The 24,996-nt window shown below is 69.8% G+C and carries 23 protein-coding genes; 13 read left to right on the top strand and 10 right to left on the bottom strand.

Annotated elements, in window-relative coordinates; genetic code table 11:
- Positions 1-58: 58 nt before the first annotated feature.
- Entirely contained in the window at positions 59-754 is a 696-nt protein-coding gene (locus STRTU_RS13955; RefSeq protein WP_159746925.1) for a GDSL-type esterase/lipase family protein, read from the bottom strand.
- A 142-nt stretch (positions 755-896) separates the two neighbouring features.
- Between STRTU_RS13955 and STRTU_RS13950 the strand changes: the two genes are divergently transcribed.
- A complete protein-coding gene (locus STRTU_RS13950; protein ID WP_159743834.1) occupies positions 897-1,895 on the top strand; it encodes an esterase-like activity of phytase family protein in 999 nt (332 codons plus the stop codon).
- 84 nt (positions 1,896-1,979) lie between these two features.
- On the opposite strand, the gene STRTU_RS13945 is transcribed toward STRTU_RS13950, so the two are convergent.
- Positions 1,980-2,735: a TetR/AcrR family transcriptional regulator gene (locus STRTU_RS13945; protein ID WP_159743833.1), complete on the bottom strand. Its 756-nt coding sequence runs from the start codon at positions 2,733-2,735 to the stop codon at positions 1,980-1,982.
- Between the two features lie 148 nt (positions 2,736-2,883).
- Between STRTU_RS13945 and STRTU_RS13940 the strand changes: the two genes are divergently transcribed.
- Both STRTU_RS13940 and STRTU_RS13935 read left to right on the top strand, forming a co-directional pair.
- Positions 2,884-3,861 (top strand): ATP-binding cassette domain-containing protein, encoded by a 978-nt coding sequence (locus STRTU_RS13940; RefSeq protein WP_159746924.1) that lies wholly within the window; start codon positions 2,884-2,886, stop codon positions 3,859-3,861.
- Complete coding sequence (locus STRTU_RS13935; RefSeq protein ID WP_159743832.1) at positions 3,858-4,721, top strand: ABC transporter permease; 864 nt, start codon at positions 3,858-3,860, stop codon at positions 4,719-4,721. The genes STRTU_RS13940 and STRTU_RS13935 overlap by 4 nt, the downstream gene beginning before the upstream one ends.
- 113 nt (positions 4,722-4,834) lie before the next feature.
- Here the strand turns inward: STRTU_RS13935 and serC are convergent, their stop codons facing one another.
- Both serC and STRTU_RS13925 read right to left on the bottom strand, forming a co-directional pair.
- Entirely contained in the window at positions 4,835-5,953 is a 1,119-nt protein-coding gene (serC, locus tag STRTU_RS13930; RefSeq protein WP_159743831.1) for a phosphoserine transaminase, read from the bottom strand.
- 10 nt (positions 5,954-5,963) lie between these two features.
- Entirely contained in the window at positions 5,964-7,052 is a 1,089-nt protein-coding gene (locus STRTU_RS13925) for a helix-turn-helix transcriptional regulator (RefSeq protein ID WP_159743830.1), read from the bottom strand.
- Between the two features lie 153 nt (positions 7,053-7,205).
- On the opposite strand from STRTU_RS13925, the gene STRTU_RS13920 reads away from it, so the two are divergent.
- The 5 genes from STRTU_RS13920 to STRTU_RS13900 all read left to right on the top strand — a co-directional run bounded on the left by STRTU_RS13920 (position 7,206) and on the right by STRTU_RS13900 (position 15,242).
- Entirely contained in the window at positions 7,206-8,711 is a 1,506-nt protein-coding gene (locus STRTU_RS13920; protein ID WP_371873674.1) for an FAD-binding oxidoreductase, read from the top strand.
- A 27-nt stretch (positions 8,712-8,738) separates the two neighbouring features.
- Positions 8,739-11,828 (top strand): FAD-binding and (Fe-S)-binding domain-containing protein, encoded by a 3,090-nt coding sequence (locus STRTU_RS13915; protein WP_159743828.1) that lies wholly within the window; start codon positions 8,739-8,741, stop codon positions 11,826-11,828.
- Between the two features lie 98 nt (positions 11,829-11,926).
- Entirely contained in the window at positions 11,927-12,196 is a 270-nt protein-coding gene (locus STRTU_RS13910) for a hypothetical protein (protein WP_159743827.1), read from the top strand.
- On the top strand, positions 12,189-12,812 hold the full coding sequence (locus tag STRTU_RS13905) for a DUF6879 family protein (RefSeq protein ID WP_159743826.1): 624 nt from the start codon (positions 12,189-12,191) through the stop codon (positions 12,810-12,812). The genes STRTU_RS13910 and STRTU_RS13905 overlap by 8 nt, the downstream gene beginning before the upstream one ends.
- An 87-nt stretch (positions 12,813-12,899) precedes the next feature.
- On the top strand, positions 12,900-15,242 hold the full coding sequence (locus STRTU_RS13900) for an ATP-binding protein (protein ID WP_246240486.1): 2,343 nt from the start codon (positions 12,900-12,902) through the stop codon (positions 15,240-15,242).
- 844 nt (positions 15,243-16,086) lie between these two features.
- Here the strand turns inward: STRTU_RS13900 and STRTU_RS13895 are convergent.
- Positions 16,087-16,602, bottom strand: coding sequence for an ATP-binding protein (locus STRTU_RS13895; RefSeq protein ID WP_246240484.1), 516 nt, complete (start codon positions 16,600-16,602; stop codon positions 16,087-16,089).
- Positions 16,603-16,854: 252 nt separating this feature from the next.
- On the opposite strand from STRTU_RS13895, the gene STRTU_RS13890 reads away from it, so the two are divergent.
- Positions 16,855-17,673 (top strand): helix-turn-helix domain-containing protein, encoded by an 819-nt coding sequence (locus tag STRTU_RS13890; RefSeq protein WP_246240480.1) that lies wholly within the window; start codon positions 16,855-16,857, stop codon positions 17,671-17,673.
- Positions 17,674-17,688: 15 nt separating this feature from the next.
- On the top strand, positions 17,689-17,895 hold the full coding sequence (locus tag STRTU_RS13885) for a DUF397 domain-containing protein (protein ID WP_159743824.1): 207 nt from the start codon (positions 17,689-17,691) through the stop codon (positions 17,893-17,895).
- Between the two features lie 87 nt (positions 17,896-17,982).
- Here the strand turns inward: STRTU_RS13885 and STRTU_RS13880 are convergent, their stop codons facing one another.
- The 3 genes from STRTU_RS13880 to STRTU_RS13870 all read right to left on the bottom strand — a co-directional run bounded on the left by STRTU_RS13880 (position 17,983) and on the right by STRTU_RS13870 (position 20,329).
- The gene (locus tag STRTU_RS13880; protein ID WP_159743823.1) at positions 17,983-18,615 is read right to left on the bottom strand and encodes a DUF5753 domain-containing protein; all 633 of its coding nucleotides are present in this window, start codon (positions 18,613-18,615) and stop codon (positions 17,983-17,985) included.
- A 96-nt stretch (positions 18,616-18,711) separates the two neighbouring features.
- Positions 18,712-19,563 (bottom strand): helix-turn-helix domain-containing protein, encoded by an 852-nt coding sequence (locus STRTU_RS13875; protein ID WP_159743822.1) that lies wholly within the window; start codon positions 19,561-19,563, stop codon positions 18,712-18,714.
- Positions 19,564-19,573: 10 nt separating this feature from the next.
- Positions 19,574-20,329, bottom strand: coding sequence for a DUF6879 family protein (locus STRTU_RS13870; RefSeq protein WP_159743821.1), 756 nt, complete (start codon positions 20,327-20,329; stop codon positions 19,574-19,576).
- 170 nt (positions 20,330-20,499) lie between these two features.
- Between STRTU_RS13870 and STRTU_RS13865 the strand changes: the two genes are divergently transcribed.
- From STRTU_RS13865 to STRTU_RS13855, 3 genes are all read left to right on the top strand, one after another.
- Positions 20,500-20,790 carry a hypothetical protein gene (locus STRTU_RS13865; RefSeq protein ID WP_159743820.1) on the top strand — a complete coding sequence of 97 codons (291 nt, stop codon included), beginning with the start codon at positions 20,500-20,502 and terminating at the stop codon, positions 20,788-20,790.
- A gap of 347 nt (positions 20,791-21,137) precedes the next feature.
- On the top strand, positions 21,138-21,458 hold the full coding sequence (locus STRTU_RS13860) for a hypothetical protein (RefSeq protein WP_246240473.1): 321 nt from the start codon (positions 21,138-21,140) through the stop codon (positions 21,456-21,458).
- A gap of 490 nt (positions 21,459-21,948) precedes the next feature.
- A complete protein-coding gene (locus STRTU_RS13855) occupies positions 21,949-22,140 on the top strand; it encodes a hypothetical protein (RefSeq protein WP_159743819.1) in 192 nt (63 codons plus the stop codon).
- Positions 22,141-22,257: 117 nt separating this feature from the next.
- Here STRTU_RS13855 and STRTU_RS13850 read toward each other — a convergent pair whose 3' ends face one another.
- Positions 22,258-23,478, bottom strand: a complete 1,221-nt coding sequence (locus tag STRTU_RS13850; RefSeq protein WP_159743818.1) for an FAD-dependent monooxygenase — start codon at positions 23,476-23,478, stop codon at positions 22,258-22,260.
- Positions 23,475-24,923, bottom strand: coding sequence for an MFS transporter (locus STRTU_RS13845; protein ID WP_159743817.1), 1,449 nt, complete (start codon positions 24,921-24,923; stop codon positions 23,475-23,477). Before STRTU_RS13845 ends, STRTU_RS13850 begins: the two co-directional genes overlap by 4 nt.
- Between the last annotated feature and the right edge of the window lie 73 nt (positions 24,924-24,996).

Below are 24,996 nucleotides of genomic sequence, written 5' to 3'. Positions count from 1 at the left end.
CCAACGCCTTGAAGCGCACTCGAAGCAAGGACCGTTCGGGGTGGCGGTCAGCCGGGCCTCATACCGGCGCGACGGCCCCGGCCGGGACGGCGTACGGGCCGCCGACGCCCCACGCCTGGTGCATCGCCTCGGCGAACGCCCCGGCCAGCAGGTGCTCACCGCACTCCGACGGATGGGTCCCGTCGTAGGTGGCGCGGCCGGTCTCCCAGGCGGCCGGTTCGGAGGCCAGCAACAACGGGGAGGCGGGGGTGGAGAGATCGGCGACGGCCTTGGCCAGCAGCTCGTTGAAGCGGGTGCACTCGGCCCCGAAGGCGGCGTCCGCCGCCGCCCGCACATTGGGGATCACCGGCATCAGCACCGCCCGGATGTGCGGCGCCGCCTGGCGGGCCTGTGCCACGAACCGCCGTACGTTCTCCGCGGTCTGCTCGGCGTTCGTATAGAACCCGAGGTCTATCAGGCCGAGCGAGACCAGCAGGGTGTCGGCCTCGTACCGGCGCACCACGTCGCCGATCAGCGGGGCCATGTGCAGCCAGCCCTCACCCCAGCCGGCCAGATGGCGGCGGGCCTCGTCGGGGAAGCCGGGGTCGGCGTAGGCGGATGAGGTGGCGGTGCCCGCGGTGGGGTCATGGAGCGTGTGGCGCGGTCCGACGATGCGGTACGGGCCGTCGTAGGCCGCGTTCAGGTGCTGCCACATGCGGTAACGCCAGGTGAAATCGCCGGTGCTGCCGATGGTCATGGAGTCACCGACGAACATGATCCTCATCCGGACATGATGTCCGAGATTCCTTACCGGCCGGTACGTGACGCTGGCCACGCCACGCCCGCCACTACGGAGCGCGGGGTGCCGGACGGCTACTGCGCCCACGCGCCGCGGCCCGGGATGGCAGTCTGTGCCCATGCGTTCGCTTCTGTGCGCGGCCGGTGCCGCGGGAATCCTCTGGTCGGCGGCCGTCGTTCCCGCGGCGGCCGACGAGCCCGACGGCTTCACCATCAGCGATCCCCGGATCACCGAGTCCAGCGGGCTGGCCGCCAGCCGCACGCACCCGGGGATCTACTGGACCCACAACGACAGCGACGACGGCCCGTACATCTACGCCGTCGACGGCAAGTCCGGCCGTACGGTCGCCCGCGTCACGCTGCGCGGTATCGGCGACCCGCGCGATGTCGAGGCGATCTCGGTGGGCCCGGACGGCAACCTCTACGTCGGCGACATCGGCGACAACCTCGGCGGCAGCTGGAACCACGTCTGGATCTACCGCTTCCCCGAGCCGAAGCGGCTGCGCGATACCACCGTCACCGCCACCCAGTTCGATGTGAAGTACGCCGACGGACCGCGGGACGCCGAGGCGATGATGGTGCACCCCAAGACCGGCCGGGTCTACCTCGCCAGCAAGAAGCAGGGCGGCGGTGGCGCGCTCTACGCGGGCCCGCAGCGGCTCACCACCTCCGGCGTCAACACCTTCCGCAAGGTCGCCCCGGTCGATCTGTGGGTGACCGACGGCGCGTTCTCCCCCGACGGCAGCCGCCTGGTGCTGCGCAGCTACTTCGGCGCCCGCATCTACCGCTGGCAGGACGGCCGCCCCAAGGACCTCGGCAGCGTCGGCGTACCGGTCCAACAGCAGGGCGAATCGGTCACCTTCACCCCGGACGGCCGCACCCTGATGTACGGCTCCGAGGGCGCCGACAGCGCGGTCGAACCGGTCGGCCTGAGCGACGAGCAGCTGCCGGACGCGGCCGGCGACGACCCGGCGAACGGCGACGGCACCAACGGCAAGGACGGCAAGGGAAGTTCGGACACCGAGCTGGACCCCGCCTTCATCAAGGGCGCCATGGTCCTCGCCCTGGGAACGGGGCTGGTGGTGGCGCTGCGCAGGATGCTGCGGCGGCGGGGTTAGGGTCTGTCGTTTGGATCAGGCCGGGCTCGCGGGGCCTGATCCAAACGACGGACCCTAGCCCGTACGGGAGCGTCCGCTGCCGCTTCAGCCGGTGCGGGCGGCGATGAGCGCCGCGACGCCGTCCAGGAACGCGGTCAGTCCCAGCTCGAAGACGGGGGCGTCGTCCCCGGCGAAGGTGTCCTCGTCCAGGGCGGCCAGGGCGGGGTAGCGGCCGCTCAGCATCGCCTTGGACAGTACGGGTTCCTGTGCCTGCCAGAAGTCCGCGTCGCTGACGCCGGTCCGCTGCTCGGCGAGCGCGGAGTGCAGCTCGGTGCGGGCGATACCGGTGAGGAAGCCGCCGAAGGACACCAGGACATGGATCTTCTCGCGGTCGGCCAGACCGGTGCCGGCCAGGGCGCGCACCGAATGCTCCAGTGAATCCAGGGCGTTGGGGCCGAGCAGCGGGCGCGCCTGGTCGACCTGGAGCAGCCAGGGGTGCTGCTGGTACTGCCGCCGGGTGGCGTGGGCGAGGGCCTCCAGCGCGGGGCGCCAGCCGGCGGCCGGGTCGGGATGGGCGTCGGCGTCGAACTCCGCGACCTTGTCGAGCATCAGGTCGAGGAGTTCGGCCTTGCCCGGTACATAGCGGTAGAGGGACATGGTGCCGACGCCGAGATCGGTGGCGACCCGGCGCATGGAGAGCGCGCCGAGCCCCTCGGCATCGGCGACCGCCACCGCCGCGGTGACGATGCGGTCGAGGGTGAGGCCCGGCTTGGGTCCGCGGCTGGGCCGTTCGCCGAGGCCCCAGAGCAGCTCCAGGCTGCGCGAGACATCGCCGCTGCCGCTGTGTTCTGTCGTGGTCATCGTGCGGTCATCCTATGCCGCCGGGCAAAAACTGAGTACGGCGTACGCGCAATCGGGTACGGTGTACTCAGTTTCGACGTGGAGGGGAGCGGCGATGGCCGGCAGTACGAGCGAAACAGGGCACGGGACGCGAAGAGGGGCGGTGCACGTGCCGCCCGGGGTGGCGGTGCGCGCGGAGGGCCTGGAGAAGCGGTACGGAGACAAGCGGGCCCTGGACGGCCTCGATCTCACCGTCCGCCAGGGCACGGTGCACGGCCTGCTCGGGCCGAACGGTGCGGGCAAGACCACCGTCGTCCGCATCCTCGCCACCCTGCTGCGACCGGACGGCGGACGGGCCACGGTCGCCGGGCACGACGTGGTGCGGGCGCCGCAGCGGGTGCGCGCCAGGATCGGGCTGGCCGGCCAATACGCCGCCGTGGACGGGATATTGACCGGACGGCAGAACCTGGAGATGTTCGGCCGGCTCTTCCACCTCGGCGCCCGCCGAGCACGGGACCGGGCCACGGAGCTGCTGGAGCAGTTCGGGCTGGCCGACGCGGCCGGGAAGCCGGTCAAGGGCTACAGCGGCGGGATGCGCCGCCGGCTCGACCTCGCCGCCAGTCTGCTCCTCGCCCCCGAGGTGCTCTTCCTGGACGAGCCGACCACCGGCCTCGATCCGCGCGGCCGCAACGAGGTCTGGGAGGCGGTCCGCCGGCTCGCCGCGGGCGGTACCACCGTGCTGCTGACCACCCAATACCTCGATGAGGCGGACCGGTTGGCCGACCGGATCTCCGTCATCGAGCACGGCCGCACGATCGCCGACGGCACACCCGCCGCGCTGAAACGGCAGGTCGGCGGGGAGAGCCTCCAGGTGGTGCTGAGCGACCCGGCCGATCTCCCGCACGCGGTACGGACCATGGCGCGGGTCGCCGCGGACGGCGTACGGCCCACGACGGACGAGGCCGAACGGCGGGTCGGGGCCCCGGTGGCCGAGGGCGTGGCGGCGCTGACCGAGGTCGCGCGCACCCTCCAGGACGCGGGCGTCGGCGTCGAGGACATCGGGCTGCGCCGCCCGACGCTCGATGAGGTCTTTCTCCGTCTCACCGGACGCCCGGCGGCCGCGGCCGACGAGGAGGCAGCCGCATGAGCGCAGGCACCGTGCTCCATATCCCGTCCGACGGCCACCCCGGACCGGCAGAACAGGAAGACGGCCTCGCGCGCCGCGCCTACTGGGCCATCGCCGACTGCCTGACCATCGTCCGCCGGGATCTGACCCATCTCATCCGGCAGCCCGTCATCATCGCCTGGCAACTGGGCTACCCGGTCGTCTCCGTGGTGCTCTTCGTCTATGTCTTCGGCAGCGCGATGAATGTCGGCGGCGGGGTGGACTATCCGGCGTTCGCGATGCCCGGCATCTTCGCGATGACGGTCTCCTTCGGCTTCATGAACACCGCGGTGGCCGTCGCCATCGACCGGGAGCGCGGGGTCACCGACCGCTTCCGTTCGCTGCCGATGGCGCCGTCGGCCGTGGTCAGCGGGCGCGGGGTGTCCGATGTGATCAGTGCGAGCGTCGATCTCGCGGCGCTGGCCGTGATCGCCGTGATCGTCGGCTGGCGCTCCCACGGCAGCCCGGCCGCCACCCTCGCCGCCTTCGGGCTGCTGCTGCTTCTGCGCTTCGCCCTGATCTGGATCGGCATCTATCTCGGCCTGCTGGTCCCCAACCAGGAAACGGCCGGCGGTCTGTACGCCGTCGCCATGCCGTTCGGCATGATCTCCAGCGTCTTCACCCCGCCGTCGATGATGCCGGACTGGCTGGGCGCCCTCGCCCTGTGGAACCCGGTCTCCTCGACGGCCGGCGCCATCCGGGAACTCTTCGGCAACCCGGCCACCACGGGCGGCAGTTGGGTCGAACAGCATGCGGTGCTGATGGCCGTGCTCTGGCCGGTCGCGCTCACCGCGGTCTTCCTGCCGCTGGCGGTACGGCGCTTCCGGCGGCTGAGCCGCTGAGCATCGCACGGGCCGCTGAGCGCCGGCCGGGCCGTTGAGCACCAGCCGGGCCGCGACAGCGCACAGGCCCCGGCGGTTCGCCCGCCGGGGCCTGTGGTGCGCGGGGGAGGCCGCTACAGCTTGCCGATGACGTGGTCGATGCAGGCCGTCAGGGCCTCGACGTCCGCCGGGTCGATCGCCGGGAACATCGCGATCCGCAGCTGGTTGCGGCCGAGCTTGCGGTAGGGCTCGGTGTCGACGATGCCGTTGGCGCGCAGGGCCTTGGCGACGGCGGCGGCGTCGATGCCCTCGTCGAAGTCGATCGTGCCGATGACCTGGGAGCGCTTGGCCGGGTCGGTGACGAACGGGGTGGCGTACTTGGCGTCCTCGGCCCAGCCGTACAGGGTGCGGGAGGAGGTGGCGGTGCGGCGGACCGCCCAGTCCAGGCCGCCCTGGCCGTTGATCCACTCCAGCTGCTCATTGAGCAGGAAGAGGGTGGACAGCGCCGGGGTGTTGTACGTCTGGTTCTTCAGGGAGTTGTCGATCGCCGTGGGCAGCGAGAAGAACTCCGGGATGTGCCGGCCGGAGGCGTGGATGGCGCGGGCGCGCTCCAGGGCGGCGGGGGAGAAGGCCGCCAGCCACAGCCCGCCGTCGGAGGCGAACGACTTCTGCGGGGCGAAGTAGTAGACATCGGTCTCGGCGATGTCCACCGGCAGACCACCGGCGCCGGAGGTGGCGTCGACCAGGACCAGCGCGCCCTCGTCCGCGCCCGCGACCCGCTTGATGGGGGCGGCGACACCGGTCGAGGTCTCGTTGTGGGTGAAGCCGTAGACGTCCACGCCCTGCTCGGCGGCCGGCTCCGGGTGGTCGCCCGGGTCGGCGGAGCGGACGGTGGGCTCCTCCAGCCACGGCGCCAGCTTGGCGGCCTTGGCGAACTTCGAGGAGAACTCACCGAAGCTGAGGTGCTGGGACTTGCGCTCGATCAGACCGTGCGTCGCGATGTCCCAGAAGGCGGTGGAGCCGCCGTTGCCGAGCACGACCTCGTAGCCCTCGGGGAGCTGGAAGAGGTCGCGTACGCCGTCGCGCACCTTGCCGACCAGGTTCTTGACCGGGGCCTGGCGGTGGGACGTGCCGAGAAGGGAGCTACCGGTGGCGGCGAGGGCGCCGAGCGCCTCCGTACGCACCTTGGAGGGGCCCGCGCCGAAGCGTCCGTCGGCGGGCTTGATGTCAGCGGGAATCTGGATATCAGCCACGGGGGGAAGCCTAATCCGTTGCGCTGCGGGCTTCTGCCGAGCGTCCAGCGGGTGAGATGCCGGCCGCCCGTACGGTGGACGGGGCGTCCGCGGCGTAGAGGGTGGTGAGGGCGGCGGCGGCCTCCGCCATCACCCGGCGGGCCTCGGGCGGGGTGAGCACTTCCAGGGAGTCGCCGAACTGGAGCAGTTGGCGGACGGCGCGGAGGACGGGGAAGGCGAGGTCGAGGGTGGCCCACTCGCCGGCTCCGGCCTCGTCGCCGTCATCCGTACGGGGCGGTCCGGTCAGCGCCCCGCCGAGGATCCGTACCGCCAGATCCAGTCGGTCACGGCGGATCCGTGCGGTCACCCGTACCTCCGCGGGCCGGTGCTCCACCTGGCGCCGCAGCAGCTGCCAGACCTCGGCCAGCTCCACGCCCGCGCGGCGCCGTACGGGGACCTCGGTGAGGGTCGCGGACGCCACCCGGTCGGCCCGGAAGAGCTGCGGCCGGCCGCGCCGGTCGGCGACGAGGTACCAGGTGCCGGCCTTGGCCACCAGCCCATACGGGTCGACCGTGTACGTCCGCAGCCGGGTCTCGCCGCTGTGGCGGTAGCGGATGCGCAGCCGGAGGTCGGCGAAGACGGCCGTGTGCAGGACATCGAGGTCGACCGTCGCGCGGCGGCCGGTGGCCCCGTCCTCCGTGGTGGCGGGGGAGGACGGGCGGGTCGCCCACTTGTCCGGGTCGACCAGGATGCGGCGCCCGGCCAGCTCCGCGGCCGGACGGTGCGGCGCCGGCAGCGCCGCCATCACCTTTTGCAATGCCGAGCGGAGCGCGTCATCCAGGCCGAGCGCGGAGTGGGCGCCCTGCGCGGCCAGGATGAACAGGGCGCGCGCCTCGTCGGTGGTCATCCCCGTGACATCCGTACGGAAGCCGGGCAGCAGCGCGATCCCGCCGTGCCGCCCGCGTTCGGCGTAGACGGGCACCCCGGCCGCCGACAGCGCCTCGATATCGCGGTAGACGGTCCGGGCGGAGACCTCCAGCCGCTCGGCGAGTTCCGCGGCCGGCACCCGGCCGCGGGTCTGGAGCAGCAGCACGATCGAGAGCAGACGGGACGACTTCACAGCCGCTTTTATATATGACGATGGATGTCCAGTTATCGCGGAAGAGTGCGGGGCATGGAGATCAACACCGCCCCCGCCCGGCCGTCCGCCGCCACCCTCGAACCCGCCGCCGTCGAATCCCGTGCCCTCGAACCCGTCGCCCTCGCCGCCCTCATGGCGCAGGTCCGGGGCCCCGTCCTCGTCCCCGGGGACGACGGCTACGACGCCGAGCGGTCCGGCTTCCAGCTGGCACGGCAGCACCGGCCCGCTGTGATCGTCGGAGCCCGGTGCGCCGAGGACGTCGTCGCCGCGGTGCGCTTCGCCCGCGCCCAGGGGCTGCCGGTCGCGGTGCAGGCCACCGGGCACGGGCTGTCCGCGGCCACCGACGGCGGGCTGCTGATCAGTACGCGGCGGATGGCCGGGGTGCGGGTGGACGCGGCGGCAGGTACCGCGCGGGTCGAGGCGGGCGCCGTCTGGGGACAGGTCGTCGAGGCGGCGGCCCCGTATGGACTCGCCCCGCTCAACGGCTCCTCCCCGGGCGTCGGCGTCATCTCGTACACCCTCGGGGGTGGCGTCGGGGTGCTGGCCAGGACGTACGGATTCGCCGCCGACCAGGTGCGGTCCGTCGACCTCGTCACCGCCGACGCCCGGGAGCTGCGGGTCACCGCGGAGCGCGACCCCGAGCTGTTCCGGGCGCTGCTGGGCGGCGGCCACGGCCTGGGGGTGGTGACCGCGATGGAGTTCGGGCTGGTGCCGGTGGCCCGGCTGTACGGCGGGCAGCTGGTGTTCGGCGGCGAACAGATCGACGAGGCGCTGGCGGCGTATCTGCACTGGACCGGGACCGTCCCCGACGAGCTCACGTCATCCCTCGCTCTGATCGTCTACCCGGACCTCCCGCAGTTGCCCGCGGCGCTGCGCGGCCGCTACCTGGCGCAGATCCGGATCGCCTATACGGGGAGCGTCGAGGAGGGCGAGCGACTGGTGGCGCCGCTGCGGGCGGTGGGGCCCCGGGTGAGCGACGACCTGCGCGAGATGCCGTACGCCGAGTCCCACACCATCCATCGCGACCCGGCCGATCCGCATGCCTACGACGGCGACAACGCGCTGCTCAGCGGGCTGGACGCGGCCGCGCTGCGCCGGGTGGCGGCGCTGACCGGACCGGCCGCCCCGGTCATGTGCGTGGTCCAGCTCAATCATCTCGGCGGGGCGATGGCCAAGGGGGGCGTCTCGGCCGGTGCCCCCGCTGGCGCCCCGGCTGGCGCCCCGGCCGGTTCCGTCGGCCACCGGGACGCCCGTTATGCCCTGCGGGTGCTGTCGCCGCTCACGGGAGCCGTGGCGGGCGACGGGCCGGGCGGTGCGGAGGCGGCCGCCGCCCTGGCAGACGTCCGGGCGCTGCACGCCGAGGCGCTGGCGGCCGTCGCGCCCTGGCGGCTCGGCCGGAGCGTGAACTTCCTCTTCGGCGGGCACGGTGACCGTCCGGACGCCGACGAGGTGGCCCGCAGCGTGCACGCCCCGGAGGAGCACCGGCAGCTGGCCGCCCTCAAGGCTCAGCACGATCCGGACAACGTCTTCCGCTTCCATCCAGCCGCCGCCACGACGGACCGGGCGGCGGCCGCGGCCGCCCTCCCCGCCCCAGGACGCGGCAATTCGCCCGACATCCGGCCCGCCGACCGCCCATGAACCCGTCCCAGTGGGCAGGCTGGAGACATGGCTGATCGTACGGAGACGGAGAAGCGGGATCTGGCGAAGGAGTTGGCGGCCGCGGTACGGGGGGAGGTCTCGTTCGCCGCGGCCGACCGGGCCCTGGTGACCATGGACGCGTCCAACTACCGGCGGGTGCCCAGAGCGGTGGTCGCGCCCCGGGACGCCGAGGATGTCGCGGCGGCGCTGCGGGTGTGCCGGGAGCACGGGGTGCCTGTGGTGCCGCGCGGCGCCGGGACCAGCATCGCGGGACAGGCGACCGGCGTCGGCGTGGTGCTGGACTTCACGCGGCACATGCGGCGGATCGTGTCACTCGACCCGGCCGCCCGTACGGCCGTCGTTCAGCCCGGCGTCATCCTGGACGACCTGCGCGCGGCGGCCGGCGCCCACGGCCTGACCTTCGGCCCCGACCCCTCCACCCACAGCCGCTGCACCCTCGGCGGCATGATCGGCAACAACTCCTGCGGTTCGCACTCGGTGGCCTGGGGCACCACCGCCGACAGCGTCCGCGAACTGGAGCTGCTGACGTACGGCGGCGAGCCGGTACGGGCCGGCCGCGGCACGGACCCCACCGGCGCCCCCACCGGACTGCCCCCGGCACTCCGGGACGGCGTAAAACGCCTGGTGGACGGCGAGTTGGCGCTGCTGCGCACCGGCTACCCCGACCTGCCCCGCCGGATCTCCGGCTACGCCCTGGACGCGCTGCTCCCGGAGAACGGCACCGACCTGGCCCGCGCCCTCACCGGCAGCGAAGGCACCCTCGGGGTGCTGACCGAGGCGACCGTACGGCTCGTGGAGACCCCCGCGGCCCGGGTGCTCGCCGTCCTCGCCTACCCCGACGAGAGCGCCGCCGCCGAGGCCGCGCACACCCTCCTCCCGTACCGGCCGATGACCGTCGAGGGGATGGCCGCCGATTTGGTCGGCGATGCCGCTGGACTGCCCAAGGGGGGCGCCTGGCTGTTCGTGGAGATGGGCGGCGCGAGCCCCGGTGAGGCGGCCGCCCGCGCCAGGGCGCTCTGCCGCGCGGCCGCCGCGGACGGCAGCACCGACCACACCGTCGTCACCGACCCGGTCGGCCAGCGCGCCCTGTGGCGCATCCGCGAGGACGCCTCCGGTGCCGCTAGCCGGTTGCCCGACGATGGGGGTACCGCCCGCGCGAGCGGAGCCGAGCGTGGGGGAGAGGCGTGGCCCGGCTGGGAGGACTGCGCCGTCCCACCGGCCCAACTGGGCCCGTACCTCCGCGACTTCCGGGCCCTGCTCTCCCAGCACGGCCTGCGCGGCACCCCCTACGGCCACTTCGGCGACGGCTGCATCCACATCCGCATCGATTTCGACCTGCTGACGGCCCCCGGCATCCGCCGCTTCCGCGACTTCTCCTACGACCTCGGCGAGCTGGTCGTCGCGCACGGCGGCTCACTCTCCGGCGAACACGGCGACGGCCAGGCCCGCGCCGAACTGCTCCCGAAGATGTACGGCCCGGAACTCGTCCACGTCTTCGAGCAGTTCAAATCGCTCTGGGACCCGGCCGCCGGCCTCAACCCCGGCATGCTCATCCGCCCCGCGCGGCTCGACGAGAACCTCCGCTTCGCGGTGCTGCCCCGGCGCCCGGTCCCGGTGGAGTTCGGCTATCCGCACGACAACGGCGACTTCTCCGCGGCCGTACGGCGCTGCGTAGGCGTCGCCAAATGCCGCAACGCCACGACGGCACCCGGCTCCACGGACGTCATGTGCCCGTCCTTCCGCGCCACCGGCGAGGAACAGCACTCCACCCGCGGCCGCGCCCGCCTGCTGCACGAGATGCTGGCCGGCGAGGTGATCACGGACGGCTGGCAGTCACCCGAGGTACGCGACGCCCTCGACCTCTGCCTCTCCTGCAAGGGCTGCCGCAGCGACTGCCCCGTCGGCGTCGACATGGCCACCTACAAGGCGGAATTCCTGCACCACCACTACGAGGGCCGGCTACGCCCCGCCGCCCACTACTCAATGGGCCGCCTCCCCCAGTGGCTCCACGCCGCCGCCCCCCTGGCCCCCGCCCTCAACGCCCTCGCCCGTACCCCGCTGGCCACCGTCGCGAAACGCCTGGGCGGCATCGCCCCCGAGCGCCCGATCCCCGAACTGGCCACCGAAACCTTCACCCGCTGGTGGTGGCACCGCCGCCGGACCACCGGAGCCCCCCACCCGGCATCCGGCCGTACGACGACGGCCACCGGGGGAGCCTCCGGCCGTTCGACGACAGCCAACGGGGGAACCTCCGGCCGTACGACGACAGCCAACGGGGGAACCTCCGCCCGCACCGTCATCCTCTGGCCCGACACCTTCACCAACCACCTCTCCCCGGAGGTCGGCCGCGCCGCCGTACACGTCCTGGAAGCCGCCGGACTCCGCCCCCTCCTGCCGCCCACCGCCCCCCTGCGCCAGCCCGGCGGCGCCCTCCCACAACCCGCCGCCTTGCCCCGGCTGCACCGCCCTCCCCTCTGCTGCGGCCTCACCTACGTCTCCACCGGACAACTCGACCAGGCCCGCCGCGTCATGCGCCGTACGGTCGAGATCCTGAGCCCCCTCCTCCAGGACGGCCACCCCCTGGTCGTCCTCGAACCGAGCTGCGCCGCCGCCCTCCGCACCGACCTCCCCGAACTCCTCGCCGACGACCCCCGCGCAGCCCAACTGGCCCGCTCCGTACGGACCTTCGCCCAAGCCCTGGAAGAACTGGCCCCCGACTGGCAGCCCCCGCGCATCGACCGCCCCATCGCCGGCCAGACCCACTGCCACCAGCACGCCGTCCTCGGCGACGCCGCCGACCGCCGCCTCCGCGAACGCGCCGGCCTCACCGGAAGCCTGACCGGCGGCTGCTGCGGCCTCGCCGGCAACTTCGGCTTCGAACGCGGCCACTACGACGTGTCGGTGGCCTGCGCCGAGGACCAGCTCCTCCCCGCCGTCCGGCAATCCACCGCCAACACCGAGATCCTGGCCGACGGCTTCTCCTGCCGCACCCAACTGGACCAGCTCGGCGACCGGCGGGGGCGGCATCTGGCGGAGGTATTGGCGGAGGCACTGGGGGCGGAGGCGCTGTGGGCGGGGGAACCGAGAGCGACGTGACCGCCGTCCTCAAGCTGTGCATATACGTACTGCACACGCTTCGGCACATCCCGTATCGTGAATGACCGTCAGTAACGCTGGGGATGCTGGAGGCGGTTATGGCCCGTACCTGGGAAGCGGACCCGGCGGCGTTATTCGCCAGACGGCTGGGGAAGTCGGCGGCGGAGCTGGGCGTCTCGGCGGAGGAGGAGAAGTGCCCTGAGATCTGGCAGCTGGACAACGGTGACATCGCCGTCATCGGCCGTGATCTCACTGCCGACTATGGCCCGCGCTTGCCGAAAGGTGTGTCTCTCGGCCCTGACGAGCGGCTGGTCGTGATCCCCGGCAACATGCTCAGCGCGGCAAAGGTGGATATTCCCGATGCTTGATCTTCGTTGCCCGTCGCTCCCGGCGGAACAAGGCGTACCACTCGATGACGATGCCTATGTCAGCGACTTCCGGACGCGACGCAAGGCCATCCGCAACGGTGAGTCCTGGAAGCTGGAACGGCTGCAGCACTTTGAAGAGGATGACAGCCCCCGGCGGGACGCGCTCCGCCGAGGTGACTGGCCCGAAGCGCTCCGGCTTTTCCAGGAAGGGCTGGAGGCCGCGCGGAAGGCCGCTGATGATGACAGGCGACACGGCTCCCCGTTTCACCGCCTGCGCGTGGTGGAGGAGCCGCTGACGCCATACGTGCAGTGGGAGCTGCACTGGCTCCATATGCGTGCGGAGGTCGGGCATCACACCCGTGTGCTGCCCGCAAAGGAAGTGGCCACCGCCGAGACCGACCGCCTGCTGCCCGAAGTCGTCATCCTCGACAACCGCACCTTGTACGAGATTCTCTACACCGAGGCCGGGGCCTTCGAGAGCGCCCGCCGTTTCACCGAACCCGAGGTCGTACAACCCTGGGTGGCTTATGTGAAGCAGGCTTACGCGAGGGCCGAGGACATCCGGGCCTACTTCGAGCGTGCGGTGGCACACCTTCCACCACCGCCGGCGGCATGAACGGAGCGGACCATCAGCGCGCCCAGAGACGGTGAAGGTCATTCGCAGGACTCTCGAAACGACCTGTCAGGGGCGTCCCGCGACGTCGTGCAGGCCGGAAACGTTTCCGGCGATATCCACTTCCACCAGGGCCCGGCGCAGGGACACACCGGGCCCACTCCGCGGCAGCTTCCCGCCGATGTCCGTGCTTTCGTCAACCGCACTGACGAACTGCGCCAGCTGGATGCCATCCTGACCGGCCAAAACGGCGATCGCCTGGTGATCTCTATCCATGTGGTGGCTGGTACAGCAGGTGCGGGGAAGACCTCGCTGGTGCTGCACTGGGCGCATCAGGTGAAGGACCGCTTCCCCGACGGGCAGCTCTTCGTCAATCTGCGCGGTTACGACTCCGGCGAACCCGTCACAGCAGAGCAGGCGCTACGTCGCTTCTTGCGCGCACTTGGCGTTCCCGCCGACCACATTCCCCAGGATGTCGATGACGCCGCCTCTCTGTACCGCTCACTGCTCGCTGATCGGCGCTTCCTGATCCTGCTCGACAACGCTGCCACTGTCAGCCAGGTGCGTCCCCTCCTCCCTGGCAGTGGCAACAGTCTGGCAGTGGTCACCAGCCGTAACCGCCTCGCCGGTCTCGCGGTACGTGACGGCGCCCGCCGGCTGACCCTTGGCACTCTTCCGGAGCCTGCGGCGATCGCCTTACTGCACGCGGTGACCAGGGACTACCGGCCCGAGGACGATGCGGAAAAGCTCGCCGAACTGGCCCGTTTATGCGCTCGGCTGCCACTTGCCCTACGCATCGCGGCAGAGCGCGCTGCCAGCCATCCCCACATGCGGATCGACGATCTCATCGCCGACCTGAGAGACGAGTCGGCTCTGTGGGACGCGCTGAGCACTGGCATGGACGAGGAAGCCGAAGCGGTCCGCTCGGTCTTCGCCTGGTCCTACCGTGCCCTGCCCGCGCACTCCGCGCGGCTTTTCCGCCTGCTGGGAATCCACCCGGGCGCGGAGTTCAGCCTCCATGCGGCTGCGGCCCTCGCCGAGCTCAGCCTCGGCCGAGCGAGGCCTCTCCTCGACGATCTCGTCGGTGCCCACCTGCTCGAACAGACCGCACCGGACCGCTTCCAGTTCCACGACTTGCTGCGCGCCTTCGCCGCCGACCAGGCGCAGAGCGATGAACCGCCCGAGCAGCGGAGTGCCGCCCTGCAGCGGGTGCTGGACTGGTATCTGCTCACTGCCGACGCGGCCCAGAGCTGGATCAAGCCTGCCGAGCGACGCGCCCTGTTGGCGCCCTCCACGGCCGCTGTGCCTCCCGTGGCCTTCGCCGATTACGACGCGGCGGTGGATTGGTCGGACCGCGAACACACGACTCTGCTCCGCTTGGCACCTGCTGCATTGTCGGCCGGGTTCGACACCCTCGCATGTCAGCTGGCCGAGGTGCTGTGGAACGCCCGCTATCCCTCATCCCCGGTCACAGATTGGCTCGAAACGGGACGCGCCGGTCTGGTGGCCGCGGAACGGGCGAACGAATCGGCTGCCCAGATCAGATTGCTCAGCAACCTTGGCATGGCCTATCGGCAATGCCACCGGCTCGACGAGGGCCTGGAATGCCACCAACGGGCGCTGGAACTCGCGCGTATGACAGCCATGCCTTCCGAAGAGGCCCGTTCACTCAACCTCATCGGCCTGATTCACCTTGAGCGACGCCAACTCGACCTGGCAGCCACTTTTTTCGAGCGCGCGGCGGCACAATTCCGCGACGTGGACGAACACCGCAGAGCGGCCATCGCCCTTTCCAACATCGCCAGCACGCGCCTCGACGCGGGCCGCCTGCCGGAGGCCGAAGAGGCTGCTGAACAGGCGCTCGCCGCCCACCGAGCCCTGAACAACCAGGGGAGCGTGGGCAATGCTCTGTACATCGTCGCAGAACTCCGCAGGGAGCAAGGTGAGCTCACAGCAGCACAGCATGCGATCGAGGAAGCCCTCGATATCGCGCTCAACCTCCGAAATCACACCCTGGAAGGGTTTTGGCTGATCACCTTCGGCGATGTCCAGCGCGCCTCTGCGCGGTACGGCGATGCGCTGACCTCATACCAGCGGTCCGCCAAGCTCCACCGCCGCTTGGGAAATCGCAGCCGAGAAGCCCTCGCTTGGCGGGGCACGGGGCAGACCTATGCAGCAATGAACCGCCACAACGAGGCCGCTGCGTTTCATCGGCAGGCCGCCGCCGTGCACGCCGAACTCGACGATGCGTGGCAACTCGCCCTGGAGCTCGACCACCTGGCTGCCGCCGTGCATCCGGAGGACCCCGAGGCGGCTCGCGTCCACTGGGCTGAGGCATTGCCCCTCCTGTCCATGTACACCGACCCCCGGGCCGGGGCCGTACGGACCCGCATCGAGGGACGGCTGGCCGAGCCGCCTGGCGACAGGGGCTGACCTCGCGGTGCGCCGCATCCGGGCACGGTCCGGAGTACAGCGTTCGTGGCGACCCCGCTCCGCCTACGGGAACCCGTCCGCCGGCGTCAGGGGCGCCCCGAGCCCCGCCGCCTGACCGCCTCGGCACGGACGAGGCGTTCCCGGCGCACCATCGACGAGGGTCAGTAAGAGAACCGGACTGGCCGACCATTCCACCCACGCCCCACCGCACTTGAGGGCCAGACCACACGGCTCGCCTCGCTGGAGCGCTGCCATGGCCCCTACCTGCCCCTGACTGCCCAGCTCAGCCAGCACGCGCTGTCGCTCACCCGAGGGGAGACCGGAGGCCATGGTCCGTGCATCCACGCCCATGAGTCGGACCGCGCGTACAGGGCTATACGTGACGATCGCTGTCCAGGAGTCCAGGCGATCCGCATGGACGGACCGATAAACGAACCGCTCGCACCAGAAGCCGCGCGTGAGAAGACCTGACGCCGTTGTGCGCGTCATGCTGCCTCCCCGACAGTCGGTCCCTGAAGAGAGGCCGTACTACGGGCACCCCGAGCGTCCGGTCGCGCCACAAACGCATACGTACACCCCTCCGCATCAACTGCCCTCAACACAAAAGGAATTCCGGCCACCAAGCCCTCCCTCGCCCACCGGTATCCGGCCGCATCCTCCAGCCACGCACGCACCACGCCGTCATACGGGGCGCCTAACTGCTGCGCCACCTGCTCCGCCCGCGCCCGGACCCAGTCCAGGGCCCGGCCCGGCGAGTACGACGTCCAGCCACCGAGGTCGATCGAGGCCCCGCCCGCATACCGGGCCGTAGCCTTCACCCGATAGACCACGGGCCTCGGCTCCCTCAGGGCCCCTGCGGCGCCGCTGCCGGTGCGCGTGCTGGTGCCTGCACCTGCCCGCGACATGACGCCGAGGCATCGCCTACGGCCACCCCGGCCAACAACTCGGCCCACACGGTCTTTCCGGTGCCGTCCCGGTCGACGCCCCAGCACCTTGCCAAGGCGTCCACCAGCACTAATCCACGCCCACATTCCTCGTCCTCCTCGGCGTCTTTCATCACAGGCAGTTCGTCACTCGCGTCCCACACCTCCAGCCGGAGATGGCCGCCCGCCCACACGAACCGGACCCCGACCTCCGCGTCGGCGGACGCTTGCGCCCGCACGGCATTGGTGACCAGCTCGGACAGCAACAGCTCGGCGGAGTCGGCGAGTTCTCCACTGATGCACCAGACCCGAAGCTGCTGCCGGAGCGCCCGACGGGCCTGGCCGGGGCACCGTTTGCCGCCGGGGAAACAGTGGGCGGCAGTGGGCAGCGGGTCGGTTGTGAGTCGTGTTGCTACTGGTCGGGCGCGTGTGGACATGGCTATCCCCTTGCTGCGCATGACGGAGCGTCAAGATCACTTGCGCGTTACGAGCTTTGAACGCTCAGTGATGTTACGCATAGAGTGCACTCGCCCACAATGAGAACGCAATGATTGCGAACTGCTTCGGCGTGTTCGAACTGGGTTGAGTTGAGCCGTGGTGGTCGCCAGACTCGCGGTATCGCCGAGCCATCGAAGGGACCGCACGTGGCGGACAAGCGACAACATCCCCCAACCGTGAGACTCCGGCGGTTGGCCGCGGAACTGTGCCGGCTTCGTGCGGCTGCGGGGATGACCCGTGAGGAGGTCACGGAGAAGAAGGGGATCAACGCGGCGACGCTCTATCGAATCGAGAAGGCGCGCGCCCGACCGCAGAAGCGGACGCTGGTCGCCTTGCTCGATTTGTACGAGGCGACCGAAGCCCAGAGGGCCGACCTCCTGGCCATCCAGGCCGGTTCCAACGATCAGGGCTGGCTGCGTCCGTACCACTCGGAGCTGCCCGAGGAATACACGGCCTACATCGGCTTTGAGGCCGAGGCCCGCACGGTGCGCAACTATGAGTCGTTGTTTCTACCCGGCCTCACGCAGACCGAGAGCTACGCCCGCGCGGTCATCAAAGGCGTGTGGGCGGCCGCCAGTCATAAAGAGGTGGAGCAGCGAGTCCAGGCGCGCATGGAGCGACAGGCGTTGCTCAGCAAAGAGAACCGGCTGCAGCTCTGGGCGATTGTCGATGAGGCGGCTCTGCGACGTGTGGTGGGAGGGACCAAGGTGATGCAGGAACAGGCGCGTCACCTGCTCCACCTCATGGAGGAGCCGAACGTCACGTTCCAGGTGATCCCCTTCGACAAGGGAGCGCACGCAGGTATGCCTGGAAGCTTCGTGCACATGGACTTCCCGGACCCTGCGGACCCGGAGTTGGTCTACGTGGACACGCCGGCGGGCGATCTGTTCCTGGAGTCAGAGGCGGAGATGCGCCGCTACAAGTCGATGTTCGAGCACCTGCAAGCGGTGGCTGTGGGGCCGAACGACAGTGCTGCCCTACTGGCTAAGGTTGCAGCAGCGAGAGACTAAGAAGAGGTGTTTGGAATGGGCTACGACCTCTCCGGCATAGCGTGGCGGAAGAGCAGTCACAGCAGTGCGAACGGTCAGTGTGTAGAAATCGGTGATGGCCTTCCGGGCGTCGTTCCCGTACGCGACAGCAAGCACCCCGCCGGCCCTCGTCTGGTCTTCGGCGCGGGTGCGTGGACGTCATTCCTGGCGAAGCTGAAGGAAGACCACCCCACAGCCTTCTGAGACTGCGGGCGCGAGGCCGCCGGTAGGCAAGAAGGTGCCCCCTGGGTCAAGCATTTGACCCAGGGGGCATTGCCGTCACACGCGGCCTCAGCGCAAGCCCTCAAGCGCCTTCAAAATGAGCGCCCGCGCCTCCGCGCCGTACACGGCCATGCTGTTTAGCTGTTCGAACGCCTTCAGATACAGGGCGACTTCGGGGGCCTGGGTGATCTTCACCTCCGCTGACACCAGCTCGACCGAGACGAGACCGTCGTCGTATACGTGAAACGTCTCCTGCGGCAGGTGGGCCCGCTCGCGTGCCGTCGGGATGACTCCCAGCGAAATGGACGGCAGGTCGTTGGCCGTAAGCAGGTAGTTCAGCTGGTCGGCCATCGTCTGCATGTTTCCGAGCTGGTGGTACAGCACCGCTTCCTCGACGAGCAGAACGAACCGGCGCTCCGGCTCATGGATGACCCGGGAGCGCTCGACGCGGGCCCGCGCGGCCTCCGCGCTGTCGTCGAAGGGGAGTTCTTCCTGCAATTCCGCGACGACTGCGCGCAGCACTGCGGCCGCGTACCCCTCGGTCTGCAACAGGCCGGGCACGAGGGTAGAGGAGTAGATGCGGAACAGCCGGGTCTCCTGGAATCGCTGAACCAGACTGTTCTGGAGTGGTGTCAGCACGTCGCGTACCTTGTGGCGCCACTCGGTGTACGTTGACTCGCCGCTCGGCCTGTCCTGCTGCATCGCATCACCTTTCAATGTCGGTCGGCTCTTCAGTTGATTAATTGCATCCGGAATGCCCCCTGGTCGAATTCAATTCGACATTCCATTGATTCTCTCTCATTTGGTGCCGATGGCATGTCTCGCGCGGTCGATGATCTGGTGTGCGGCGTGACCGTAAACGGCGGATTTCTGAAGCGTCTGCCACGTTCGGAGGTAAGTTGAGACGCTGTCAGGGTCATCGATCCGGAGTCCCGCATGCCATGTCTCGACAGCAACAAGGCGCTCATCATGGATTGAGAATCCGCTTGCGGGCGGTACCCTCACGGCGGCAGTAAGTGGCACGGTACCCAATTCGACGGTATCCAAGCCGATAGTCCCGGAGATTCGGTCCAGTTGCCCAGCGAGAACTGATGGTGGGCAGATCAGTGTGTAGAGGACTGGTTCCCACATCAGGAGGTGATATTTGCGTCGGTGATCGTACAGCCCTTGCTGGCGTTTCATCCTTGCGCGTACGGCGTCCTCGGTATCTTTTGGGGAGCGCTGTAGTTCTGCATAGCGGCTGAAGATGTGGCGTGCGTAATCAGGTGTCTGGAGAACTCCAACGATCATGGCATTTTGCCATGCATGGAAGACGGTTGATTGTGCATGCTGGGCGTTCAAATCCTCCTGAACAGCCCTGTGTCCGGAGCTGAGCAGCCGCCGCCATGTGCGATGGTGTGACTCTATTCCGTGGAGACGCGACCGGAGTTCGTTGAATGTTTCGGGCTGATCGGTCCCGTCTGCCCACTGCTGGAGGTCTTCGATCGTGGCCGTCTGGCGGCCCCGCTCCAGCTTGCTGACCTTGGACTGAGTCCAGCCTAGACGTTCGGCCAGTTGTGTGCCGGTGAGCCGACCTCCAGGTCGCGAGGTACGGAGTTCGCGCAGTCGAGCCCCGAGGGCAACTCGCGACTGCTGGAAGTCGGTCACCAAATCACGTTCGCTACTCCTTAGCAGTCAATTGCGCCGCGAACTGCTTGAAAGGAACGGCGTGGTGCCACGCCGCGTCGCGTACCTGGGCGTACCTGAGTACACGTTCGGGTTCCTTGATCAGCTCGACGTCAATCAAGTTGTCCGCGTCGTCGAAGTTGAGCAGTGCGACAAGCCGCGAATCGAAGATCCAAAAGTCCTCGGCCGGCAGATGGAGGCGAATGGCATCTGAGCGCCACAGGTTGCGGATGTCCTCTCCGACCGCGCTGTTCCGCTTCGCATTGTCAAGGAGGTAGAGCTGTCCTGTGGTTGCCGGATTGTCTACGATGCGGACCCGCTCGAAGCGCTTTCCGAGAGCGGACTGTTCACGCCGCCGTGCGCACCAGTCCGGGCTGACACCCTCCCACGCTACTGGCTCGCCCCGCGTGAACTGGGCGTAGGTTGTGGTGCCTTCGTCGCTTGCGTAGCGCCCCCGCGTCTCCAGGCGCCAAGCCGTATGTTCGAACGAGGTGAAGAGTCGTCCGAAGGCGTCCAGATCAATGATCTTCGGCACGCGTGTGACCTCCTTGGGCCCGAAGTCGACGAGCAGTTCTCGCGGCACCACGATCGGAGTTTCGCCAGGAGACAGACGTTGAAGCTGTGCGATGTCGTCAGGGTCGGTCAGCTGCGGGCCGTGCACGATGATCTCGCCGCTGTCGACGTCCTCGTGTACTGACGGGCAGCCGTCTTCATCACTCCCCGTGCCGTTGAAGCGCAGTCGTCGCGCCATGATCTACCCCCTTCGTAGGCATGTTGAGATCAGGATTGCGTCTTACTGCACGTCTCAACCAGGGGGTGAGGCCCATGACATGAGAATGCCAGAGAATAGTCGAGGAGGCATCGAGAATATCGGAGAATATCGTTCTCCGTAGCCACCCCTGGCTCTCTAGCGTCCTGGTCATGACTACACCGGACCGGACTAGCCCCGTCGAAGTGGCCGAGCCCCTGCACCATGCGCCAGCCCCTGACGGGGTCGTCGAATTCGGCAGTTCTTCGTGCCACGTTGAGGATGCGTCACCCGAGGTGCTGCTCTCGGTGCGGGCTCATTCGCGGCTGGAGTCCCGTTGTCCAGATTGCGCTGTGCTGGAGCGCGGCCGGAAGCAGGCCGAGGCGGACCGGGATCCCAGCAAGGTGACCGACTTCAACGTCTTGATCGTCCGGCACCGGATGACGCACCCGGCAGGACCGTGAACGACAGCGGGCAGTCCTGAAAACTCCCGCCCCGGCCGCCATTCCCTGGCAGGACACGGCCGGAGCGGGTGGGCCCGCAAGGGGCCCTCGCAAGTGCACGACGACGCGCGGACCGACCGCGCGGCGGCTCAGCACCCGAGGAGATGACCATGCGATACCGATTCGGCCCGGTCAAGTGTGGCGGCGATGAGGACGACAACCAGGGCGGCAACCCCAACGGAGGGTGCGGCGACGGCCAGGGCTGTGGCCGCCAGTAGTCCGTGGACCGGGCGGCCCTCAGCCCGCGAAACGGGCGAGGGCCGCCCATTCGGACCAGTGCAAGCACGGCGTTCGCAGCAGGGAGAGAGATGACCGGACCTCACCACCACGGCTACGTCTGGCTCGGCAGTGGCGATGTGCTCGTGAAGCCGGGGGACGCGCACCGGCGCCCGGACCACCCGGAGTTCCGGTCCGCGCAGGTGATGCCGTTGCAGTGCGCGGACTGGCTGCTGAAGCCGGCGGACCGGATCGAGGCCACCTTCGAGGAACCGAAGGTGGCGGCCGACTGGTACGACGCGCAACTCAACCGCTACGCGGAACTCTTCGTGGGCTCGTACGCGCCGAAACCGTTGTACGAGGAGACCGTACGTGTCCTGTCCGTCGGTGAGGACCGGGTCGGGGGCTGGTGAGTGAGCGGTGGGCGGTTTCTTTCGTTGAATCTGATTGCCTGTAGTCCGCATCGGGTGCGGAGTGATCTTGCGTGCCCGTTGCGGTAGCCAGCCCGTCCGTCGCAGGCCGCCCCGGCCCGCCCCAGCCCGCCCCAGCCCGCCCCAGCCCGCCTCCCCGTCTCGGCCCATCTTGGCCCGCCCCGGCCCGTCTCGGAGTGGAACCTTCTTGCCCTGGGGTGGGCCGTACTGCCCTGGTGGGAGCTAGGCGCGCAGGGGTGTGTGGGGCCGGTGCGCGCCGGGGGGTGTGCACCGGTGTGTGCCGGGCGGGGTGGTGGAGTGGTGTGCTTCCGGTGGTGGGGGCTGGGGTGGTCGTGGCCGGGTGTGGGCGGGCGTGGTGGGAAGAATGGCAGTGCAGGGGAGAAGTCGGCCGGCGTGCCTGGGTGGGCGGTGCGGGAGGGCTGTGGGTCCGAGCGCCGTGGCGGGCTGAGGGCGCCGTGAGGTTCTGGGGGCGATGGTGCGGAGTTTTGACCTCAAGGCGGAAGCGGAGATGCGGCTGGATTCCGATCGGCGGGCGGAGGAGCTGGCGCGCAAGCGCCGCGAGAGTCCGGCGGCGGCCGCGGAAGGCACCCAGGCCCCCGTCCCGGCTGGCGGGTCGCCCCCGGCCGGGGCAGCGGAGGGCGACGACCGTGAGCAAGAGGGATGAGTCGTGTCTCTGGCGGGCCGACCGGGTGCGGGGTTTCCGACCGCCGGCCCGGCAGTCGGGTTGCCGATCGCGGGCCCCGACCCTCGGTGAGGCCCCTTCATCGGCGCGTGCCCTGGCTCACCTCATCGGTACGAATTCCGGCAGAGTGAGGGCCGAATGCGCCGGACGTCCCTCCGTGGACGGCATGGCGCTGAGGTTGCGCAGCATGTCGTTGCGCTGTTCCAGGGCGCGAGCGGTGGTCGGGAAGAGTGTGGCGTCGCCCTCGCCGACCTGGTCCTGGTTCGCGGTCACGAACTCACGGGTGTGGTGTTCGTAGGCGGCGAAGCCCGCGGTGTGGTCGCGGTCGGCCAGGGAGCCGGCGAGCATGTACGCGCCGACGAGCGCGAGGCTGGAGCCTTGTCCGGTGAGGAACGAGGGTGCGTACGCGGCGTCGCCCACCAGCGCGACCCTGCCGCTGGACCAGCGGGGCATGCGGATCTGGCTGACCGCGTCGAAGAACAGGTCATCCGCGTCGCGCAGGGCGGCAAGCATGCCCGGGACCTCCCATCCCGCGTCTGCGAACACCGCGCTGACCAGGTCCCGTTGGGCTTCCGGGTTCCGGAACGCGTCGAGCGGCGGTTCGGGGTGGGCGAAGTTGAGGAGGGCGTGCACGTCGTCGTGGTCTCCCACCGCGTAGAGTGCCGCGGCCCTGCCCGGGGTGTTCCACAGCACGGTCTCGTGGGAGAGACCGAAGGTGTTGCGCAGGGTGAACCCGGCGAAGCAGTAGCCGAGGTAGCGGTGGAACTGCTCTTCGGGGCCGAATGCCAACTCGCGGGTCCGGGAGTGCAGACCGTCCGCGCCGATCACCATGTCGAACGTACGCCTGCCGCCCCCGCGGAAGCTGACGTCGACCCCGTGGCCGGACTGGTCGAGGGCGTCGATGGAGTCGTGGAACAAGAACTCCACGTCGTCACGGACCGCCGCGTACAGCGCGTCGCTCAGGTTGCCACGCCGCACCTCCAGGTCCTGGCCCGCGACACCGCCGGTGAGGGTGTGCGGGTTGACCGAGGCCACCTCGCCGCCGTCCGCGTCGAGGAAGGTCAGCCGACGCAAGTCGATATGCGCGTCCAGTAGTTGCGGGAGGATTCCCATCCTCCGGACGACTTCGAGTGCGGTGCCGCGCACGTCGATGGGGTAACCGCCCTCACGGAGTGTGCCTGCCTTCTCGACGACCGTGACCGCGAATCCGTAGCGGTTCAGCCAGAACGCGAGGGCGGGCCCCGCGACCCCGGCACCGGATATCAGGACCGTGCGCCTCGACGTGGTACGGATATTTCTCAACAGACCAGTGGGGGTCATTCCTTGGCTCCTTTGCTCATGGTGCGGACGACAAGCAGGGACAGCGCCGTGAGGGCGGCGGCTATGAGGAAGCCGGTGGCGAAGGCCGATTCGGCCGGGACATCCGATCCGGAAGGCGTCCCGGCGGTGAGGAGCGCGCCGCTGACCTGCACGCCCACGGCGTAACCGATCACGCGCGTCACCAGGACCAGGCTGGTGGCGATGCCGGTGTCGCTCCGATCGACGGATGTGGCGATGCTCGTCACCATCGCCGTCACGCACAGGCCGTTGGCCAGCGCGATCAGCATCTTGCCGACGACGAGGTGCCAGACCTCGGTGTGCACGGCTGCCAGGGCGATCAGGGCGGCGGCCATCATGACGACCCCGGCGGTGACCACGGCGCGCGAGCCGAAACGCCGCGCCCCGATCCCACCGACCGGCCCGGCCAGCGACGCGGCCACGGCGCCGGGCAGCAGGAAGAAGCCGATCTCGGTGGCGTTGGCCCCGAATCCGTACGCGTCGGTGGACACCGCGAACAGCTGTGGGACGAGATAGACCGCCACCGAGGTACCGACGCAGATCACGAACGTCAGCACACACGCCTTCCACACCGCGGGCCGCGCCAGCATGCGCAGATCGATCACCGGCGAGGCCGCACGGCGCTGGGCGGCTATCCATCCGGTCACGAAGGCGGCCAGCACCACGAGGAGGGCGCCGAGTACGAGTGGCTGCGAGCCCATGTCGGGCGCCAGCGCGAGCACGAGCATGAGCGTGGCGAGCGTCCCGCTCAGGAGAACGAGGCCGGGCCAGTCGACCCCGGCGGCGGCGTCCGAACGGCCCGGCCGGCCCGACCGGCCCGACTGGCCCGACTGGCCCGACGCGCCCGGCGGATCAGGCGGCATCAGCCTGGTCAGCAGCACGGTGGACGCGATGACCGCGACCGTCGGCAACGCGAACATCCAGTGTCGGGACAGCCCTTCCGCCACCGGCCCGGCCGACAGCGTGCCCGCCATCCCGCCGCCCACGAAGAACCCGCTGACCACCCCGATGGCCACCTTTGACTCTTCCGCGGGGAGGTGTGTGCGCACCAGGATGAACGACAGGGGCAGTGCGCCCACCATCGCGCCCTGCAGTACCTGACCGAGCAGCAGCACCGGCAGGTTCGGCGCCAGGGCGGACACCAGACCACCGGCACAGACCACCGCCATCAGCCGGATCAGGACGCGTTTTCCGCCGTAGCGGTCGCCTAACTTGCCCGCGACCGGTGTGACGAGCGCGCCGGTGATGAGCAGCATGATGCTGAGTAACGCCCCTTCGGCGGGGCTCATATCCAGCTCGCGTTGCAGGAGCGGGAGCGTCGGCGTCACCACCGACTCCAAGGCACCGGTGGCGACGGCCAGCATGCCGAGGGCCCCGACAGCGGCCTTCCCGATGCGGACCGGGGGAGCAGCCAGAGTTGCGGTCATGGACATCCTTCCGTCATTGCCGGGCGGGTACGGGGGCGGCCGTACGCATCGCGTAGCGCTGCTGTCTTGTCGG

Source organism: Streptomyces tubercidicus (genome assembly GCF_027497495.1).
Classification (GTDB): Bacteria; Actinomycetota; Actinomycetes; order Streptomycetales; family Streptomycetaceae; genus Streptomyces; species Streptomyces tubercidicus.
The sequence above is the reverse complement of the archived record's forward strand: the minus strand, read 5'-3'. Positions and strand labels throughout refer to the sequence as shown.

Excerpts from the sequence above, each read along its gene's own strand:
- STRTU_RS13955 (WP_159746925.1), bottom strand. The coding sequence starts at position 754 with ATGTTCGTCGGTGACTCCATGACCATCGGCAGCACCGGCGATTTCACC.
- STRTU_RS13950 (WP_159743834.1), top strand. The coding sequence starts at position 897 with ATGCGTTCGCTTCTGTGCGCGGCCGGTGCCGCGGGAATCCTCTGGTCG.
- STRTU_RS13945 (WP_159743833.1), bottom strand. The coding sequence starts at position 2,735 with ATGACCACGACAGAACACAGCGGCAGCGGCGATGTCTCGCGCAGCCTG.
- STRTU_RS13935 (WP_159743832.1), top strand. The coding sequence starts at position 3,858 with ATGAGCGCAGGCACCGTGCTCCATATCCCGTCCGACGGCCACCCCGGA.
- STRTU_RS13920 (WP_371873674.1), top strand. The coding sequence starts at position 7,206 with ATGGCGCAGGTCCGGGGCCCCGTCCTCGTCCCCGGGGACGACGGCTAC.
- STRTU_RS13915 (WP_159743828.1), top strand. The coding sequence starts at position 8,739 with ATGGCTGATCGTACGGAGACGGAGAAGCGGGATCTGGCGAAGGAGTTG.
- STRTU_RS13910 (WP_159743827.1), top strand. The coding sequence starts at position 11,927 with ATGGCCCGTACCTGGGAAGCGGACCCGGCGGCGTTATTCGCCAGACGG.
- STRTU_RS13905 (WP_159743826.1), top strand. The coding sequence starts at position 12,189 with ATGCTTGATCTTCGTTGCCCGTCGCTCCCGGCGGAACAAGGCGTACCA.
- STRTU_RS13895 (WP_246240484.1), bottom strand. The coding sequence starts at position 16,602 with ATGTCCACACGCGCCCGACCAGTAGCAACACGACTCACAACCGACCCG.
- STRTU_RS13885 (WP_159743824.1), top strand. The coding sequence starts at position 17,689 with ATGGGCTACGACCTCTCCGGCATAGCGTGGCGGAAGAGCAGTCACAGC.
- STRTU_RS13880 (WP_159743823.1), bottom strand. The coding sequence starts at position 18,615 with ATGCAGCAGGACAGGCCGAGCGGCGAGTCAACGTACACCGAGTGGCGC.
- STRTU_RS13870 (WP_159743821.1), bottom strand. The coding sequence starts at position 20,329 with ATGGCGCGACGACTGCGCTTCAACGGCACGGGGAGTGATGAAGACGGC.
- STRTU_RS13865 (WP_159743820.1), top strand. The coding sequence starts at position 20,500 with ATGACTACACCGGACCGGACTAGCCCCGTCGAAGTGGCCGAGCCCCTG.
- STRTU_RS13860 (WP_246240473.1), top strand. The coding sequence starts at position 21,138 with ATGACCGGACCTCACCACCACGGCTACGTCTGGCTCGGCAGTGGCGAT.
- STRTU_RS13855 (WP_159743819.1), top strand. The coding sequence starts at position 21,949 with ATGGTGCGGAGTTTTGACCTCAAGGCGGAAGCGGAGATGCGGCTGGAT.
- STRTU_RS13850 (WP_159743818.1), bottom strand. The coding sequence starts at position 23,478 with ATGACCCCCACTGGTCTGTTGAGAAATATCCGTACCACGTCGAGGCGC.
- STRTU_RS13845 (WP_159743817.1), bottom strand. The coding sequence starts at position 24,923 with ATGACCGCAACTCTGGCTGCTCCCCCGGTCCGCATCGGGAAGGCCGCT.